Annotated in this window: 12 protein-coding genes; 6 read left to right on the top strand and 6 right to left on the bottom strand. The window is 38.8% G+C overall.

Features of this window, described 5'->3' with window-relative positions:
- Positions 1-6: 6 nt before the first annotated feature.
- Entirely contained in the window at positions 7-534 is a 528-nt protein-coding gene (locus tag ACESOD_RS05085; protein ID WP_373094395.1) for a DUF1273 domain-containing protein, read from the bottom strand.
- A gap of 67 nt (positions 535-601) precedes the next feature.
- Here ACESOD_RS05085 and recU point away from each other — a divergent pair, with 67 nt between their 5' ends.
- The gene (gene recU, locus ACESOD_RS05080) at positions 602-1,198 is read left to right on the top strand and encodes a Holliday junction resolvase RecU (RefSeq protein WP_373094377.1); all 597 of its coding nucleotides are present in this window, start codon (positions 602-604) and stop codon (positions 1,196-1,198) included.
- Positions 1,195-3,357 (top strand): penicillin-binding protein PBP1A, encoded by a 2,163-nt coding sequence (gene pbp1a, locus ACESOD_RS05075; RefSeq protein WP_373094376.1) that lies wholly within the window; start codon positions 1,195-1,197, stop codon positions 3,355-3,357. The genes recU and pbp1a overlap by 4 nt, the downstream gene beginning before the upstream one ends.
- A 325-nt stretch (positions 3,358-3,682) precedes the next feature.
- Here the strand turns inward: pbp1a and ACESOD_RS05070 are convergent, their stop codons facing one another.
- Entirely contained in the window at positions 3,683-5,665 is a 1,983-nt protein-coding gene (locus ACESOD_RS05070) for a peptide ABC transporter substrate-binding protein (RefSeq protein WP_316108874.1), read from the bottom strand.
- A 223-nt stretch (positions 5,666-5,888) separates the two neighbouring features.
- Between ACESOD_RS05070 and ACESOD_RS05065 the strand changes: the two genes are divergently transcribed.
- Entirely contained in the window at positions 5,889-6,371 is a 483-nt protein-coding gene (locus tag ACESOD_RS05065) for an S-ribosylhomocysteine lyase (RefSeq protein WP_000032545.1), read from the top strand.
- A gap of 57 nt (positions 6,372-6,428) precedes the next feature.
- Here the strand turns inward: ACESOD_RS05065 and ACESOD_RS05060 are convergent, their stop codons facing one another.
- Both ACESOD_RS05060 and pflB read right to left on the bottom strand, forming a co-directional pair.
- Positions 6,429-8,531 (bottom strand): AAA family ATPase, encoded by a 2,103-nt coding sequence (locus ACESOD_RS05060; protein ID WP_373094375.1) that lies wholly within the window; start codon positions 8,529-8,531, stop codon positions 6,429-6,431.
- A 402-nt stretch (positions 8,532-8,933) separates the two neighbouring features.
- Complete coding sequence (pflB, locus tag ACESOD_RS05055; protein ID WP_223140630.1) at positions 8,934-11,249, bottom strand: formate C-acetyltransferase; 2,316 nt, start codon at positions 11,247-11,249, stop codon at positions 8,934-8,936.
- Positions 11,250-11,486: 237 nt separating this feature from the next.
- Here pflB and dinB point away from each other — a divergent pair, with 237 nt between their 5' ends.
- A complete protein-coding gene (dinB, locus tag ACESOD_RS05050) occupies positions 11,487-12,548 on the top strand; it encodes a DNA polymerase IV (protein WP_070460088.1) in 1,062 nt (353 codons plus the stop codon).
- A gap of 35 nt (positions 12,549-12,583) precedes the next feature.
- Here dinB and ACESOD_RS05045 read toward each other — a convergent pair whose 3' ends face one another.
- Together ACESOD_RS05045 and ACESOD_RS05040 are read right to left on the bottom strand one after the other, a co-directional pair.
- Positions 12,584-13,429 (bottom strand): undecaprenyl-diphosphate phosphatase, encoded by an 846-nt coding sequence (locus ACESOD_RS05045; protein WP_373094374.1) that lies wholly within the window; start codon positions 13,427-13,429, stop codon positions 12,584-12,586.
- Positions 13,430-13,490: 61 nt separating this feature from the next.
- A complete protein-coding gene (locus tag ACESOD_RS05040; protein ID WP_373094373.1) occupies positions 13,491-15,386 on the bottom strand; it encodes a DUF2207 family protein in 1,896 nt (631 codons plus the stop codon).
- A 130-nt stretch (positions 15,387-15,516) separates the two neighbouring features.
- Here ACESOD_RS05040 and ACESOD_RS05035 point away from each other — a divergent pair, with 130 nt between their 5' ends.
- A complete protein-coding gene (locus tag ACESOD_RS05035; protein WP_373094372.1) occupies positions 15,517-17,082 on the top strand; it encodes an ABC transporter substrate-binding protein/permease in 1,566 nt (521 codons plus the stop codon).
- Positions 17,082-17,822, top strand: a complete 741-nt coding sequence (locus ACESOD_RS05030; protein ID WP_000081949.1) for an amino acid ABC transporter ATP-binding protein — start codon at positions 17,082-17,084, stop codon at positions 17,820-17,822. The genes ACESOD_RS05035 and ACESOD_RS05030 overlap by 1 nt, the downstream gene beginning before the upstream one ends.
- Positions 17,823-18,012 lie beyond the last annotated feature (190 nt).

Genomic DNA, 18,012 nt, shown 5'->3' with positions numbered 1-18,012 from the left:
AAAGGCTCAATTTTCGGAAAAATTTTCAGCTACTTCGTTTAATTCCTCAAATGTTAATCTTTTTGTAATATAGTTGTCTTTCTTTTTCATCAGTTCGTAAAAATACTTCAGTTTTGTTTCATTTTCTTCATCATAAAAAAGATAGGCACCATCTGTATTTTCAAGTAAGAAAAGTTGATAGTCTCGTAATTGACCCTTGTGTTCATAGTTCGGATAGGCGTATTTTACAAAATCAACTTGTTTAAATTCACTAAGTTTAACCTGATTTCCCTCATTCCAGTTTTCCCCATGAGTTTCAAAATCAAAGATAGTCGCAAGTTGGAAACCAAAGTCTTCTTTCATATCTCTGGCCACCTCCAAAACCCAGTGTTCAAATCCCAGAGTTCCCGTAAACACCAACCATTTCAACCCTTCGTCAGCCATTTTTTCCAAATCTCTACGAATGGCTTTTTTAATAATTTTTAAACGAATATCTTTGTCATTAAACAATCCTAAATCAAAGCTAGAATAGCCTAAAACCAAGGCTGTATGCATTTTTTCACCCTTTCTGTTCACTTTTATGGTATAATAGAGTGATGTTATTGTACCAATAAGGAGAATTATGGTCAACTATCCTCATAAACTTTCATCAAAAAAAAAACACCAAGTCACCTCACAAACTAAAAATTTCGCAAATCGTGGGATGACCTTTGAAAAGATGATCAATGCTACAAACGAGTATTATCTGACACACGGTTTGGCTGTTATCCATAAAAAACCAACTCCTGTTCAGATTGTCCGCGTAGACTATCCTCAGCGTAGTCGTGCTAAGATTGTTGAAGCTTATTTTAGACAAGCATCAACTACCGATTATTCTGGAGTTTATGAAGGGTTTTACATCGATTTCGAAGCCAAGGAAACCAAGCAAAAACATGCGATTCCGATGAAGAACTTCCATCCTCATCAGATTCGGCATATGGAACAAGTCCTTGATCAAAAAGGGATTTGCTTTGTCCTTCTTCATTTTTCTTCTTATCAAGAAACGTATTTATTGCCGGCACTTGACCTCATCCGTTTTTATCATCAGGATATGGGGAAAAAGTCAATGCCGCTTGACTATATCAAAGAATTCGGTTATGTGATTGAGCAGTCTGCCTTTCCACAAATTCCTTACCTTGATACAGTCAAACAACATTTACTAGGTGGTAAAACAATATGAACAAACAAACTATCTTACGCATCGCTAAATACCTTGGCATTGGTGTAATTAGCTTATTTATCGCAGCTTTCCTACTTGGTGGTGGTGTATTTCTTTACTATGCAAACAAGGCTCCTGAACTTTCCGAGAGTAAACTTGTTGCAACTACATCAAGTAAAATTTATGATAGCAAAAATGAACTAATCGCAGATTTAGGTTCGGAACGTCGTGTTAATGCTCAAAGTAGTGATATTCCTACTGATCTTGTCAATGCGATTGTCTCTATCGAGGATCACCGTTTCTTTAACCACAGAGGAATTGATAGCATTCGTATAGCAGGAGCATTCCTTCGTAACCTTCGAAGCAATAGTGGTCTTCAAGGTGGATCAACTTTGACTCAGCAGTTAATTAAATTAACTTACTTTTCAACATCAACAGCTGATCAAACTCTATCCCGTAAAGTTCAAGAGGCTTGGTTAGCTATCCAGCTAGAGCGAACTGCAACTAAGCAAGAAATCTTGACCTATTACGTCAATAAAGTTTACATGTCAAATGGTAACTATGGTATGCAGACAGCTGCGGAAAACTATTATGGTAAGGACCTCAAAGACTTATCCATTCCTCAGCTAGCACTCTTAGCAGGTATGCCACAGGCTCCAAACCAATACGATCCTTATTCTAACCCTGAAGCAGCCCTTGAAAGACGGAACCTCGTTTTGTCAGAAATGCAAAAACAAGGTTACCTTACAGCCGAACAATATGAAACAGCCATCAATACTCCAATCACAGATGGACTTCAAAGTCTAAAATCTCTTAATAGCTATCCACAGTACATGGATAACTATCTTAAAGAGGTTATTGATCAAGTGGAGCAAGAAACAGGTTATAATCTATTAACAACAGGTATGGAAGTCTATACCAACGTTGACCCAGAGGTACAAAAACACCTTTGGGACGTCTATAATACTGATCAATACGTAAACTATCCTGATGATGATATCCAAGCAGCTTCTACTATCATTGATGTATCAAATGGTAAAGTGATTGCCCAACTCGGGTCTCGTCACCAAGCTAGCAATGTATCCTTTGGTACTAACCAAGCAGTGGAAACAAACCGTGACTGGGGTTCAACTATGAAACCAATTACGGACTATGCACCTGCACTTGAGTACGATATCTATGACTCAACTGCTTATATGCTTAAGGATGTACCATATAACTTCCCAGGTACTAGCACTCCAGTCTACAACTGGGATCGTAGCTATTATGGTAACATCACTCTTCAAACTGCTATCCAACAATCTCGTAACGTACCAGCAGTTGAAACTCTCGATAGAGTTGGACTAGATAAAGCCCAAAAATTCTTAAACGGACTTGGCATTGATTATCCAACCATGGTATATGCAAACGCAATTTCAAGTAACACGACTGAATCAGGTAAACAGTACGGTGCAAGTAGTGAAAAAATGGCTGCCGCCTATGCTGCATTTGCTAACGGTGGTATCTATCACAAACCAATGTATATCAATAAAGTTGTCTTTAGCGACGGTAGTTCAAAAGAGTTTTCTGATCAAGGTACTCGTGCTATGAAAGAAACAACCGCCTATATGATGACAGAAATGATGAAAACAGTATTATACTCTGGTACAGGTCGAGACGCTTATATTTCATGGCTTCCACAAGCAGGTAAAACTGGTACATCAAACTACACTGATGAAGAGATTGAAAACCACATTAAAACAAGTCAATTTGTTGCTCCAGACGAAATGTTTGTTGGTTATACCCGTAAATATTCAATGGCAGTCTGGACTGGTTACTCAAACCGCCTTACTCCAATCGTTGGTGATGGCTTTACCGTTGCCACTAGTATCTATCGTTCTATGATGCAGTATCTAGCAGAGGAAGATCATCCTGATGACTGGACAATGCCAGAAGGACTTTATAGAAGCGGTGATTACGTCTTCAAGAATGGGGCACGTAGCAACTGGATTCCACAATCAACTCAAGCAAGTTCGACAACAGAGAGCTCTAGCTCAAGTTCAACTTCAACAACTGAAAGTGAAAGCTCTTCAAACGAAAATACGAATGGTACTACTAATCCAAATGCAACGCAACCAAACTCATCTACAAATTCTCAACAACAAAACCAACCCCAACAAAATCCACGAAGACAGCAATAAAATATAGAAAAAACTGAGAATAACACCTCAGTTTTTCTATATAGTTTCTATCAAACTTTTTAAAAATATGTAGAGAAACAACTGAACAGGTTAAATACCTCAATCGCAACCTTATCCCAAACACATGATAAATAGTCGGGAAAACTGTTTAATATTATAGATAAAAGATACCTTATGTTTACGTAGATTATCTATGAACAGGGGCATGACTTAGAAATTCTAATCTACTACTTCAATGCAGGGATTAAACCAATAATCAACATGCTAAACTAAAGTCTCAGGAAGGGTATCAAAAGGCCAGACTTTTTGTCCGGCCTCTTTTTTATTATTTAACATGATTTGCAAGGTCTTCTTGCGCTTTTTTATTAGATTCTTCTTTTTCTTTCTTCCATTTATCTTGAGCTTTTTGATATTCATCAGCAGTTACTGGCTTATCTTGAAGTTCAAGGTATTTGTACAAGAGTGCTTCACTTGTTCCCTTGTTACCTGAGTAAGCAAATGGAAGTGTGAATGGCACCATCTTAGACAACATTGGACGTCCAGTTTGAGAAGTTGTTGGAATAATCAAAGCACTATCTGTCAACCAAGCTTGAGCAGCAGCATATTTATCATAGCGTTTTGAAATATCTGTGTCTTCATTTCCAGCTTCAACAACCATCTTTTCGTAATCTTCCAAACCAACTTGTTTAGCAGCTGCATTGTTTGTGCCTGAATCAAATCCTAGGTAAGTCTTAGTATTTTCACCTACTGATGGTTTGATGATATCAAGGTAAGTAGATGGGTCAATGTAGTCTGGAGACCAACCAACGTTATCTGAAAGGTCCCAATCTTCACCGGCAGCCGTTTCAGCAAAGTAAGTAACATTGAGGACTTCATCTTTTTGAAGTTGTTGAATGTCAATGACAACATTGTCAGTTCCTAACGTTGCTTCAAGTGATTGTTTCAATGATTGAACACGTTGAACTTTTGTAGTATTCGTTTGGTCAACTGGCATATCCAAGTGGATTGGGAATTGAACACCCTCTGCTTGGAGAGCTGTCTTAGCCTTAGCAAATTCTGCTTTCGCTTTTTCAGGATTGTAAAGACCATCTTGAGCGTCATCTAGATTGACATCTTTCCACTCATCACCATAGGTTACTAATTTTTCTTTAACTAATTCACCAAAGTTTTTACCATCTGCTTGAACAAATGTTGGTGGTACGAACAAGTTACGAAGAAGTTTTGTTGCTCCGCTTGCTCCATTAACTTGAGAAGCATAGGCTGTTCTATCAAAACCAAAGGCGATGGCTTGACGGAAGTCTTTGTTAAGGAGAGCTTTCTTAGTTGAAGTCTTTTGCTCGTCTGTAGTCTTAGAAGTATATTTGTAAGACTGACGGTCAATATTTGTACCAACTAAGAAGGTTGAAGAATCTTGTGGTGTATAAACGATATTGTCTTTAAACTCTTTTTCAAGTTCAGAGTAGCTTCCACTTGTTGGGAAGAGACGAGCCATTGAGAAACCACCATCTTTAAAGGTTTCTGCAAGTTTGTTATTATCTTGACCATCCCAGAATGAAAGTTTTACTTTATCAATATGAACATTGTCCTTATCCCAGTAGTTTGGATTCTTTTCAAATTCTACTGAAGATTTTGCTACCAATGATTTCAACAAGAAAGGACCATTATAAAGGATACTGCTTGGATCTGTTGCTTTAGCAAAGTCACTTCCTTTAGAAGTAAGAAATTCTTCATTGACTGGTGCAAGAATTCCCATGGTTGTCTTAGAGTTCCAGAAGCTTTCTGGTTTGTTCAAAGTGTATTGAACTGTTTGATCATCTACAGCCTTAATTCCAACTTCTGAGAAATCTTTAACTTCACCTTTTACATAAGCATCCAAACCTTTAATAGATTCTTGAACAAGATAAAGGGCTTCTGACTTATTGTCAGCCGCATACTTAAGACCTGTTACAAAGTCTTGCGCTTTAACTGGTGCATACTCTTCGCCTTCAGAAGTATACCATTTAGCATCTTTACGGATTGTGTAAGTGTAAGTCAACCCGTCCTTAGACACTGACCAATCTTCTGCCAAAGATGGCACGAAGTTACCGTAGCGGTCATTCTCCATCAAACCATCAACGACATTACTTGTGATATTAGCAACCGCAGCCTTACCAGTTGTCAGATAGTTGAGGCTGTCTGGATCTGTTTCATAAACATAAGAAAAAGTTTTCTCACCTTTTGCACTAGAGCCTGAGCCTGAACAAGCTGCCAAAACACCTGACGCTAACAGAGTCACTCCTGCTAGGGCCATTACTTTTGAAAATTTCATAATAAACTCCTTTTTGACTTTTTATACATTATAGTCCCTTTTCAGCCAAGTGTCAATACAATTTTCAGAATTTTTCCAATTGAATTGAAAACAATTGCCATTTTAAAATTATTTTTTACAGTCAGACTCTTTTATGGTATTCATATTTGGAAAATCTCTTTCTTAGCAGTTTTTAAGTAAATCTTTATGATATAATGAAAGGAGAAAGTTGAAAGGAAATACCATGTCAAAAGAAGTTATTGTTGAAAGTTTTGAACTTGATCACACCATTGTCAAAGCACCTTATGTCCGCTTAATTGGGGAAGAAACAGGTCCTAAGGGAGATATCATTTCTAACTTTGATATCCGCTTGGTTCAACCAAATGAAGACTCTATCCCGACTGCTGGCCTTCATACTATTGAGCACCTCTTGGCTAAGCTCATCCGTACTCGCATTGATGGTATGATTGATTGTTCCCCATTTGGTTGTCGTACAGGTTTCCATATGATTATGTGGGGACGTCATACTAGCGCAGAAATCGCTACTGTCATCAAGGATTCATTAAAGGAAATCGCTGAAACAACAACTTGGGAAGATGTCCCAGGAACAACCATTGAGTCTTGTGGTAACTACAAGGATCATAGCCTTTTCTCTGCTAAGGAGTGGGCAAAATTGATTCTTGAACAAGGAATTTCAGATGATGCCTTTGAACGTCATGTTATTTAACAATAGAAAAAGAACCAGCTTTTCAGCTGGTTCCTTTTTTATTTTCGAATTCTTGATTTAGGCTTTTTCACGAATGACCAAGACACCATCTTCCATGTCGGCTTCAAGGTGTTTAGCATCAAGATTATCCAAATGGAAGTCTGTTACTTTATCACGGATTTGTTGTTCAACTACTCGACGGAGTGGACGAACACCCATAACTTCATCATAACCTTCTTCAGTCATGTATTCTTTGGCTGCATCGCTCACTGCCAAGTCGATTTCTTTCTTAGAAAGTGTCTTATTGACATCAATCAACATCAAATCAACAATCTTAGAAAGGTCTTCTTTGCTCAAGTGTGAGAATTCAATCACAGCGTTGAAACGGTTGAGGAATTCTGGACGGAAGTAAGGTTTCAAACGATCCATCAATTCTGGTTTGTCTGCATCTTCTGTCAAGTTGGCTTCATAACCAAAGCCAGCATTTGAAGTTGCGATAATCACCGTATTCTTGAAATTTACCGTGTTACCTTGACCGTCTGTCAAACGACCATCATCCAATACTTGAAGAAGAAGAGTAATCACTTGAGGGTCTGCCTTTTCAATCTCATCAAGAAGGACAATTGAGTATGGATTACGACGAACACGTTCAGTCAAGGTATTGTTATTGTCATCGTAACCAACATAACCAGCAGTAGTACCAATCAATTTAGAAACGGCTGTGCGGTCGCTGTATTCAGACATATCCAAACGAATGATGGCATCTTTCGTTCCGAACATATCAAGAGCTAATTGTTTAGCCAACTCAGTCTTACCAACGCCAGTAGGTCCTACAAAGAGGAAGCTACCGATTGGGCGATTTCCTTCATCAAAACCTGCACGGTTACGACGAATAGCACGTGCCACTGCTTCAACGGCTTTATCTTGACCGATAACCTTAGTTTGCAAACGGTGGCCCATATCTTTCAAACGTTCAATATCAGTTGCACCCATTTGTGAAACAGGAATACCTGTCATACGTTCAACAGACTCAGCTACATCATTAACTGTTGCTGTAACCTTATGATCTTCAGTATGGTTGGCAATTTGTTTTTCAAGTTCTTCGATACGAATTTTTGCATTAAGGGCTGCTTCGTAATCTTCTTTAGCAGCTGCAGCTTCTTGTTTAGCTTTTTCTTCTTCAATTTCATGTTCCACAGCATGTACATCTGTCACTGGGTGTTGTGCTGCCAAGTGAGCAGCTGTCACATCGACCAAGTCGATAGCCTTATCTGGCAAGCTACGTTGTGGAATGTATTGAACAGAATAATCAACAGCAGCTTTCAATACTTCATCTGGCAAGATAACATTGTGGTGTTGTTGATAAAGATCACGAATACCTTGAAGAATCTTGAAAGTATCTTCAGCAGATGGAGCATTAACTTTTACTTCGTTGAAACGACGAGCAAGGGCAGCGTTTTTCAAGATTGTATTACGGTATTCATCTTGAGTTGTTGCACCAATCACTGTCAATTCCCCGCGTGAAAGAGCTGGTTTCAAGATATCAGCAAGACCTTTAGATCCTTGACCATCCCCTGTGCTACCTGCGCCAAGGATTTGGTGAATTTCGTCGAAGAAGAGGATAATATTTCCAGCTTCTTTGACTTCGTTTACCAAGTTTTGAATGTTTTCTTCAAAGCTACCACGGTATTGAGTACCAGCTTCAAGTCCAGAAATATCAATAGAAATGATTTCTTTGTTCTTGATTGCTGCTGGAACGTCACCATTCACAATAGCTTGAGCCAATCCTTCAACTACTGCCGTTTTACCAACACCAGCATCCCCAACAAGAACTGGGTTATTCTTTGTACGACGAGAAAGGATTTCAGATGTTTCTTGAATTTCCTTGTTACGTCCAATAACCGGATCTAACTTACCTTCACGCGCTTCTGCTGTTAAGTTACGTCCAAGTTTTGCAAGAATGCCATCTTGTTTCATAGCTTTACCTTGAACATACTGAGCTTGGTCACTTCCTTCACTTGGAAGTTGTCCTGTTTGACGATAAATAGCAAATTCTTCAGGTGTTACTTCACGACCGTTAATCAAGTAACGACGATTTTCAGAACTGTATCCACGCATACCGCCCATTAATTGGTTAAATAAATCATCCATGTTGTTAAAGTTATTAAAGTTGTTGTTCATATTTCATACCTCGTTTGTTTTCAAAATTAGTTAGTCAAATTAATTTGACTTTCCCTGACCTTTGTTTTAAAAAATTTAGACTAGCTACTTGCTACTCTACGTATAATTTCTGGTTTTTCTTTATCCAATGTAGATTTTGTAATTGGAATTCTAAAAATACTAATGTTAAACATAGGTTGCACCTCTTTTCTAGGTTTTACCCACACTTTGACCTTAAGATAAATTACACAATCACCTTAAAATCAAGGTTTTCTAAGGATTTCCTTATCCTTATGTTCTTAGTATATCACTTTGGTCAGTATTAGTCAAGAGATTTGACCAATTTTGACCATTTTTTTAAATATTTTTTTATAGCAAAAAAACCAGTCAAAGTGACTGGTTTTTATTTACTATTTATGAATCTTAGCTCAATGCATCATCCATTGAAAGAACTTCGTGGAAGACACGTTGTGTCAATTCAGTTTTTTGTTCTGGAGTGAGGTATTTAGTGTTTACACAGTATCCAGAGATACGTACGATTACGTCTTCACCTGACATGATCTTTTCGTAAACATCGTTCAAGTCCATAACGTTCAAGTTAACGTGTTGTCCACCGTTTTCGAAGTAACCATCAAGGATTGTTACCAAGTTATCAACTTGTTCGTCACGAGTCTTACCAAGAGCACGAGGTGAAACTTGAGTTGTCAATGAGATACCATCAGCTGCGTAACCAAAGTCAAGGCTAGCAAGTGAGTTCAAGTTTTGCAACCATCCACCTTTAGCTTTGTTAGATGGGTTAGCACCTGGTGAGAAGAATTCAAGTTTAGACAAGTTCACTGAACCATCTTCGTTGAGGTATACACCTTTGTGGACTGGTGAGTTACCAGTTTGTTTAGAGTAAGCAACGTTAGATGTGATTGTCAAAAGTGAAACTGTAGCTTCTGCATTCTTGTAAAGTTTGTGGCTACGTAGACGAGTTGTGTAAGCTTCGATCAACCATTCTGCCAATTCGTTTGAACGTGGGTCATCTTCACCCCAACGTGGGTATTCACCGATTGTTTCGTAATCGTAGATGTAGCCATTTTCATCACGGATTGGTTTAACTGTAGCGTATTTGATAGCTGACAATGTGTCAACAGTGTTAGCGAATCCACAGATACCGAATCCCATGTTAGCACGTTGTTTAGTTGGCAAGAAGGCCATTTGAACAGCTTCGTAGTTGTACTTATCAGTCATGTAGTGGATGATGTTCAAAGCATCTACGTAAGTGTCAGTCAACCAGTCAAGAGATTTTTCAAAGTTAGCTTTAACTGATTCGAATTCAAGAACTTCGTCACGGATTGGTTCGATATCAAATACTTTGTAGTCTTTATGAACATCATCGTAACCACCGTTCAAACCAGTAAGAAGAGCTTTAAGAACGTTAACGCGAGCACCGAAGTACTGGATGTTGTGACGTTGTTCTTCGTTTTCTGGGTCAAGTGGAGATACACAACATGAGATACAGCTCATTTCACCATATCCATCTTTAGCCATTGTTGTAACACCTTCGTATTGGATAGAAGAGTGTTTGTGGCTCATGTGCATACAGTAGCGACGGAAGTTGTATGGCAATTTGTCAGTCCAAAGAACTGTCAAGTTTGGTTCTGGAGAGTTACCGATGTTGTCAAGAGTGTTCAAGAAACGGTAGTCCATCTTAGTAACACGGTGACGACCATCGTTACCCATACCAGCCATTGAAGTTGTGATGAAGGTTGGGTCACCTGAGTACAATTGGTCATAAGCTTTTGTACGAGCAAATTTAACTGTACGAAGTTTCATAACGAAATCATCAACAAATTCTTGGATTTCTGATTCAGTAAATGTACCACGAGCAAGGTCACGTTCTGCAAAGATATCCAATACGATTGGCACACGTCCAAGAGATGTAGCCGCACCGTTGATAACACGGCAGACAGCCATAAAGGCAATGTTTACCCATTGGATAGCTTCTTTAACGTTCATCGCTGGTTTACGAACATCAACTCCGTAAAGGTCACCTAAGCGTACAACTTGTTGCAATGCTTGATATTGAAGGTTGATTTCTTCACGAAGACGGATTGTTTCTTCATCGATTTCTTCGATTGCGTTCCAGTCGTTAACTTTTTCTTGCATCAAGTAGTCTGCACCGTAAAGAGCAAGACGTGCATAAACACCGATGATACGTCCACGTGAGTATGCATCTGGAAGACCAGTTACAGTGTGAGCGTGACGAGCACGACGAATGTTTGAAGTGTAAGCACGGAAGATACCATCGTTAACAGTTGTTACGTATTTAGTGAAAATTTCGTGAACAGCTGGATCTGGTTCATATCCATTTTCTTTCAAAGTAGTTTCAGCCATACGGATACCACCTTTTGGCATGAAGTTCAATTTGAAGAGTTCATCGTTTTGGATACCATAAATCAATTCGTTTTCTTTGTCGATAAATCCAGCAGGAATATCAGCAATAGAAGTTGGACGAGTGTCCATTGGGAAACGAGTTTCTTCGTAGTGTGCTTTAGTTTCTTCTACGATTTTTTTGATGTGGAGTGAACGTTCTGTTGGTCCTGCAAGGAAGCTTTCGTCTCCATCGTAAGGTGTGTAGTTAGCTTGTACAAAGCGTGATACACTTGCTTTTTCTTTCCAGTCAACACCTTTAAAGCCTTCCCAGGCTTTGTCAAAAATATCTTGTGCTTCAACAACTGTCTTAACAACCATGTTAATGTCCTCTTTTTTCTTTCTAGTAACAGTCATCTGTTACATTCATGTATTCAGTATAACACACAGTAAACGATTTCAACAACTAAAAACTCACTTTTTTAACACTTTCTTTTCTAATACAGTTAAAAATATACCGCAAACTGTATTATATTTTTGAAAGAGATTATTTGATTTTCATTTTTTCAGAAAAAGAGTATAATAAAATTAAACAAACTAGCACTGAGAGGTTTCTCCATGTTGATTTTTCCACTAATGAATGATTTATCTCGTAAAATCATCCATATTGACATGGATGCCTTTTTTGCTGCGGTAGAAATTCGAGACAATCCCAAACTAAAAGGGAAACCCGTTGTTATCGGTAGTGACCCAAGAAAAACAGGAGGTCGCGGAGTTGTTTCGACTTGTAGTTATGAAGCGAGAACCTTTGGCATCCACTCAGCTATGAGTTCCAAAGAGGCCTATGAACGTTGTCCACAAGCCGTTTTCATTTCCGGAAACTACGAAAAATATACTGCTGTTGGTCAACAGATTCGAGCTATTTTTAAACGTTATACGGATAGGATTGAACCTATGAGTATCGACGAAGCCTATCTAGATGTGACTGAAAATAAGCTCGGTATCAAGTCTGCTGTCAAGATTGCTCGCTTAATTCAGCAGGATATTTGGCAAGAACTCCATCTGACCGCTTCTGCCGGTGTATCTTATAATAAGTTTTTAGCTAAAATGGCTAGTGACTATCAAAAACCTCGTGGTTTGACGGTCATTCTTCCTGATGAAGCCGTAGATTTTCTCCAACAAATGGATATCGCTAAATTTCACGGTGTTGGCAAGAAAACAGTTGAAAAACTCCATCAAATGGGTGTATATACGGGTACTGACCTTTTAGAGATTTCTGAAATCACTCTCATTGATCGTTTCGGAAGACTCGGTTTTGACCTTTATCGCAAAGCTCGAGGTATAGATAACTCTCCCGTTAAATCAAATCGTATCCGTAAGTCTATTGGTAAAGAAAAAACTTACAGTAAGATTCTAAGTCTAGATGAAGATATAAAAAAAGAGCTAACTCTCCTTTCGGAAAAAGTGGCCCTTAGTCTTCAAAAACATGAAAAAAGTGGTAAAATCGTCATTTTGAAAATCCGCTATGCTGACTTTTCTACTTTGACAAAACGAAAAACACTGAGCCAACAAACACAAGACTCTGAAGAAATCGCACAAAGCATTATCCAACTCTACGAAACACTTAGCGATAAAGACAAGGGTGTTCGCTTATTGGGAGTCACTATGACAGGATTTTAAAAACCTTGAAGGAATCTTCCCTCAAGGTTTTTTTCTTATACAAATAATCGTACAAAGGTATAAAGTAGCAAGACACTACCAAGGACAATGCGGTATTTACCAAACATCGTAAAGTCGTGTTTTTTAACATAGCTGGTCAAGAAACGAATGGCAACCATGCTGACTGCAAAAGCTACTACCATGGCTACTAAGAGCAAGAAGAATTGACCAAAACTCAAAACTTCTCCTGCCTTGATAAATTTAAAAATCTTCAAGGCACTAGCTCCAAACATAACTGGAATTCCTAGATAGAAGGTAAACTCAGTTACCACCGAACGACTGGTTCCGTTTAACAAACCACCGACGATAGTTGCACCTGAACGGCTAGTCCCAGGTAAAAGAGCCAAGACTTGGAAAAGTCCGATATAGAGGGCCGTTTTATAAGGCAACTTGTCTAGCTCTGTGACTGTTGGCTCAATCGCTTGCGCTTTGTTACGTTTTTCAAGATAGATAAAGGCAACCCCATAAACAATCAACATAATGGCTACTGAAACCATATTGTGGAAGTGAGTATCAAACCAATCATCAAACTTAAAGACTAGAAGAAGAGGGAGAGTCGCAACAAATACTTTAGACCATAATTGCCAAGTTCTACGAACTTGAACTTTATCCTTACCTGGTTTGAAGGGATTAAGTTTGTTAAAGTAGATAACCATAACGGCTAAGATAGCGCCCAGTTGAATAACTACGTTAAACATAGACATAAAGGCTTCATTTTGATCTTTATACTGGATAAACTCTTCTGCTAAAATCAAGTGACCTGTACTTGAAATCGGCAACCATTCCGTAATTCCTTCAACAATCCCAAAAAAGATAGATTTTAAAATTTCAATAAGATACATAGATAACTCCTTTTTCTATCCTCCATTATATCATACTTTTAAAGGCTGTGTTGAGTTTTCTTTAGAAAGCACCAATACTTCCACCACCGCCACCGCCTGAGAAACCTCCACCAGAGCTACCGCTTCCAGATGATACAGAGAAGGTACTTGCTGTATTTGCGACCGAAGTGTATTGATTAATGTGAGCAGCAGATGTATGAAACTGTTTATCCCAGCCACAAGATACATAAAGATTCATAGTTTCGTTTTCAAGTTGAATATTGTGGAGCTTCATGATCTTATTCACTTTCTTTGCGTATCCATACAGAGTTGCATAAACCAAAAGACGATTCCAAAGTACAATGCTCTCTAGTTCAGCCTTATCAAGATGAGCAATATCACGAAGCATATTTTCAAAACTTGTCCAAAGGTAATAGGCTTCTGCCCCTTCTTCGTTTAAGACTCCATCACGAGATGGACCTCGAGTCACAAAATAAACTAAGGCACTGGCAAGTAAGCCTATTAAACCTAGGGAAAGTAAAGGAAATGAAAAATAACCACGTGTTCGCAGGCTATAATAGAAGATAAGAAGGCCTATTAAACCTGTTATAGCTGAACAGACTTTCATCCCATTCACAAGACTACTTTCTTTATCAGTCAAAGGACGATAATAGCTTGGAAGACGTAGAATTTTTACCTTGTCTCGAACACAACTTTGCATACGTTCAAGCCGTCTCTCGAAGGAACGCTTGAGATGCAAGCCGAATTCTCGAATATGCTGCTCATCAGCTTCCTTAGCTCCATGGAATAGTCCTGAAGAAACTTGATACTCTGGAAAAAGGTCTGAAAGAGCTAGTTCTTTATTAGTTGAGAGAGTCATCCGCAAGCATTCTTTTTCAAAATTCGACAAGCCTTTTTCACTATTGATTTTCAAACAGGGTTCCTCCTCACCCTGAAAAATGGATAAATGCCCCCGATCAACTAAGTCTAGCAAAGTCGCCTGAATCAATCGTTCAAAAGAGAATTTGCCAAACTTCTTCTTATTCAAGGGACTGATTTCCTCCAAGGAGGTAGAGTAAATAGCCTCCGCCAAAACCATTGGAGGTAGGTCCATTGGAGGTTCGTAGAGTCGATGATCCTTGGGATGTACCTTTTTGAGGGCCGTATGTTTACGAAATGCTCGATAATACATGATGGTCATCATCAATAACACGATAAAGATTATTGGAAAAATCCACTTTATCATGAGGCTGGCTTGCACTTTGCTAGCTTTTATTTCTATTTCAATTTTTTTAAAATCTCTTAAACGCTCTTCTTCCAGTCCTTGGCTTGGAGCTACCGAGAAAGCCTCCCTGGGCCAATAGGCATGTAGCTCAACTTGACGTTTTCTAGGAAGATTTTTCATCTTCACCCGATAAATATCATTTACTTTTTCGATACTACCCTCATTGAGGAGCTTCCCAGTATGAAAAAAGACTTTCTCTGCCGGACTATCTGAAGTTACTCGAAATTCTAAGTCTTTGATGTCTCCTGAACTATCTGTCAGTGGTTGCCAATTCAGCTCAGCAATATCCTGATATAAGAAAAGAAGATTTTTCAATTGCCAGGTAATAGTTACACGTACAGTATCTCCAGCTTTTCCTGGATTTAAAATTATTACTTGATAGCCTTTCCCATTTTCCTTTGTGTAGGAAAGGGCATCTTCTATAATTTCCCCATTCTTTGATACTAGCACAGTTGGATCATCATCAATCTCAAAGCCTTCTGGCATTTTCCCTGCTTTTCCTAGTCCGACCGATTGACCATTAAAATCGTCTTTAAAACGATAGGTGATTGTTTGTTGGAAAACTGCTGTATTATCTGCATGAATATTCAAATCTCCCTTATAAGATAGGATATCAAAGTCTACAGCAAAGACCAGGCGCGGTACCAATAGCAAACAGGTAAACACCAAAGTAAATAGCCATCTTTTTTTCATCGTATACTCCCTTTCAAGTTTTTTCACTATTATATCATTTTTCACAAGTAAGGGTTTACTAAGATTGAAAAAGTTCCGCTTTTTCGATACAATAGAGAGAAGCAATTTTAGACTAAAAATAGGAGAAATCATGAAAAAATTATGCTTAACTATCCTTGCTAGCCTAGCCCTTACTTTAGGACTAGTTAGCCAGGTCCAAGCCGATGAATATTTACGCATCGGTATGGAGGCAGCCTACGCACCCTTTAACTGGACTCAAGATGACGACAGTAACGGCGCTGTCAAAATCGATGGAACCAACCAATATGCTAATGGTTACGATGTCCAAATAGCTAAAAAGATTGCTAAGGACCTAGGCAAAGAGCCCTTGGTTGTTAAAACCAAGTGGGAAGGACTTGTTCCAGCCCTTACTTCTGGTAAGATTGATATGATCATTGCAGGTATGAGCCCAACTGCTGAACGCAAACAAGAAATTGCATTTTCAAGCAGCTACTATACTAGCGAACCAGTACTTTTGGTCAAAAAGGATTCTGCCTATGCAAACGCCAAATCACTAGAGGACTTTAGCGGAGCAAAAATCACTTCTCAACAAGGTGTTTACCTTTATGATTTGATTTCACAAATCTCAGGTGCTCAGAAGGAAACTGCCATGGGAGATTTCGCCCAAATGCGTCAAGCTCTTGAAGCTGGTGTCATTGATGCCTATGTTTCTGAACGACCAGAAGCTCTCACCGCCGAATCAGCAAACGCTAAGTTCAAAATGATTCAGCCTGAACCTGGTTTTAAAACTGGTGAAGAAGATACCTCTATCGCTATCGGTCTTCGTAAGGATGACGAACGTATCAGCCAAATCAATGCCAGTATTGAAACCATTTCTAAAGATGAACAAGTTGCGCTCATGGATCGTATGATCAAAGAGCAGCCAGCAGAATCTACAACGACAGAAGAAAGCAACAGTAATTTCTTTGGTCAAGTCGCTAAAATTCTGACTGAAAACTGGCAACAACTCTTGCGTGGTGCTGGTATTACTCTTCTCATTTCAATTATCGGTACCATCGTTGGTCTCGCTATCGGTCTTGCTATCGGTGTCTTCCGTACGGCACCTCTATCTGAAAACCAATTTATCTTTGGCATCCAAAAACTAATCGGTTGGATTCTCAATATCTATATCGAAATTTTCCGTGGAACACCTATGATTGTACAATCTATGGTTATCTACTATGGAACTGCTCAAGCTTTCGGAATCAATCTAGACCGTACGCTAGCTGCTATCTTTATCGTTTCAATCAACACCGGTGCCTACATGACCGAAATCGTCCGTGGTGGTATTCTGGCTGTTGATAAGGGACAATTTGAAGCAGCAACTGCACTTGGCATGACTCATAACCAGACCATGCGTAAGATTGTTTTGCCTCAAGTTGTTCGAAATATTCTACCAGCAACTGGTAATGAGTTCGTCATCAACATCAAGGATACTTCTGTATTGAACGTTATCTCTGTTGTAGAACTTTACTTCTCAGGAAATACAGTAGCAACACAAACCTACCAGTACTTCCAAACCTTTACCATCATCGCAGTTATCTACTTTGTCCTCACCTTCACAGTAACGCGTATCCTACGCTTCATCGAAAAACGTATGGATATGGATACTTATACAACAGGTGCTAACCAAATGCAAACGGAGGATTTGAAATAATGAGTCAACCAATCCTTGAAATCAAACACCTCAAAAAATCCTACGGGCAAAACGAGGTCCTAAAAGACATCTCTCTCACTATTCATAAAGGAGAAGTGATTTCTATCATCGGTAGTTCCGGTAGTGGTAAATCAACCTTCCTACGTTCTATCAACCTTCTCGAAACACCAACTGAAGGTGAGATCCTTTATCACGGTGAAAACGTACTTGAAAAAGGGTATAACCTCACTCACTATCGTGAAAAACTAGGCATGGTTTTCCAATCCTTTAACCTCTTTGAAAATCTCAATGTTCTTGAAAATACGATTGTTGCACAGACTACTGTCCTCAAACGTGAACGATCAGAAGCAGAGAAAATTGCTAAAGAAAACCTTGAAAAGGTTGGAATGGGAGAGCGCTACTGGCAAGCTAAACCAAAACAACTTTCTGGTGGTCAAAAGCAACGTGTAGCCATTGCTCGCGCGCTTTCTATGAATCCTGATGCCATTCTCTTTGACGAGCCTACTTCAGCCCTTGACCCTGAAATGGTCGGTGAAGTTCTAAAAATCATGCAAGAACTAGCTCAAGAAGGCTTGACAATGATCGTTGTTACCCACGAAATGGAATTTGCTCGTGACGTATCACACCGTGTCATCTTTATGGACAAAGGTGTGATTGCAGAAGAAGGCAAACCTGAAGATTTATTTACAAATCCTAAAGAGGAACGTACAAGAGAATTTTTACAACGCTATTTAGGATAAGATAAAAGCGATTGGATAAACCTCTTAAACCAAGAGTTGTTTTCCTATTCAAACCCCAATCAACATTGAGTCAAAGGCTTATAAACATAAAAATCAAGGTCGGAGTTTTTTATCCCGACCTCTTTTTATATACTTTAAAAATCACTTTTATCCCTTCTTCTGTTTCCTGAGCAAGTATTACTTGTAGCTA

This window comes from Streptococcus oralis, assembly GCF_964238205.1.
Lineage (GTDB): Bacteria > Bacillota > Bacilli > Lactobacillales > Streptococcaceae > Streptococcus > Streptococcus oralis_CZ.
The sequence above is the reverse complement of the archived record's forward strand: the minus strand, read 5'-3'. Positions and strand labels throughout refer to the sequence as shown.

What these genes read in the sequence shown, in the direction of transcription:
- ACESOD_RS05085 (WP_373094395.1), bottom strand. Translation starts at nt 534, where the DNA reads ATGCATACAGCCTTGGTTTTAGGCTATTCTAGCTTTGATTTAGGATTG.
- ACESOD_RS05065 (WP_000032545.1), top strand. Translation starts at nt 5,889, where the DNA reads ATGTCAAAAGAAGTTATTGTTGAAAGTTTTGAACTTGATCACACCATT.
- pbp1a (WP_373094376.1), top strand. Translation starts at nt 1,195, where the DNA reads ATGAACAAACAAACTATCTTACGCATCGCTAAATACCTTGGCATTGGT.
- dinB (WP_070460088.1), top strand. Translation starts at nt 11,487, where the DNA reads ATGTTGATTTTTCCACTAATGAATGATTTATCTCGTAAAATCATCCAT.
- ACESOD_RS05040 (WP_373094373.1), bottom strand. Translation starts at nt 15,386, where the DNA reads ATGAAAAAAAGATGGCTATTTACTTTGGTGTTTACCTGTTTGCTATTG.
- ACESOD_RS05030 (WP_000081949.1), top strand. Translation starts at nt 17,082, where the DNA reads ATGAGTCAACCAATCCTTGAAATCAAACACCTCAAAAAATCCTACGGG.
- ACESOD_RS05035 (WP_373094372.1), top strand. Translation starts at nt 15,517, where the DNA reads ATGAAAAAATTATGCTTAACTATCCTTGCTAGCCTAGCCCTTACTTTA.
- ACESOD_RS05070 (WP_316108874.1), bottom strand. Translation starts at nt 5,665, where the DNA reads ATGAAATTTTCAAAAGTAATGGCCCTAGCAGGAGTGACTCTGTTAGCG.
- ACESOD_RS05060 (WP_373094375.1), bottom strand. Translation starts at nt 8,531, where the DNA reads ATGAACAACAACTTTAATAACTTTAACAACATGGATGATTTATTTAAC.
- recU (WP_373094377.1), top strand. Translation starts at nt 602, where the DNA reads ATGGTCAACTATCCTCATAAACTTTCATCAAAAAAAAAACACCAAGTC.
- ACESOD_RS05045 (WP_373094374.1), bottom strand. Translation starts at nt 13,429, where the DNA reads ATGTATCTTATTGAAATTTTAAAATCTATCTTTTTTGGGATTGTTGAA.
- pflB (WP_223140630.1), bottom strand. Translation starts at nt 11,249, where the DNA reads ATGGTTGTTAAGACAGTTGTTGAAGCACAAGATATTTTTGACAAAGCC.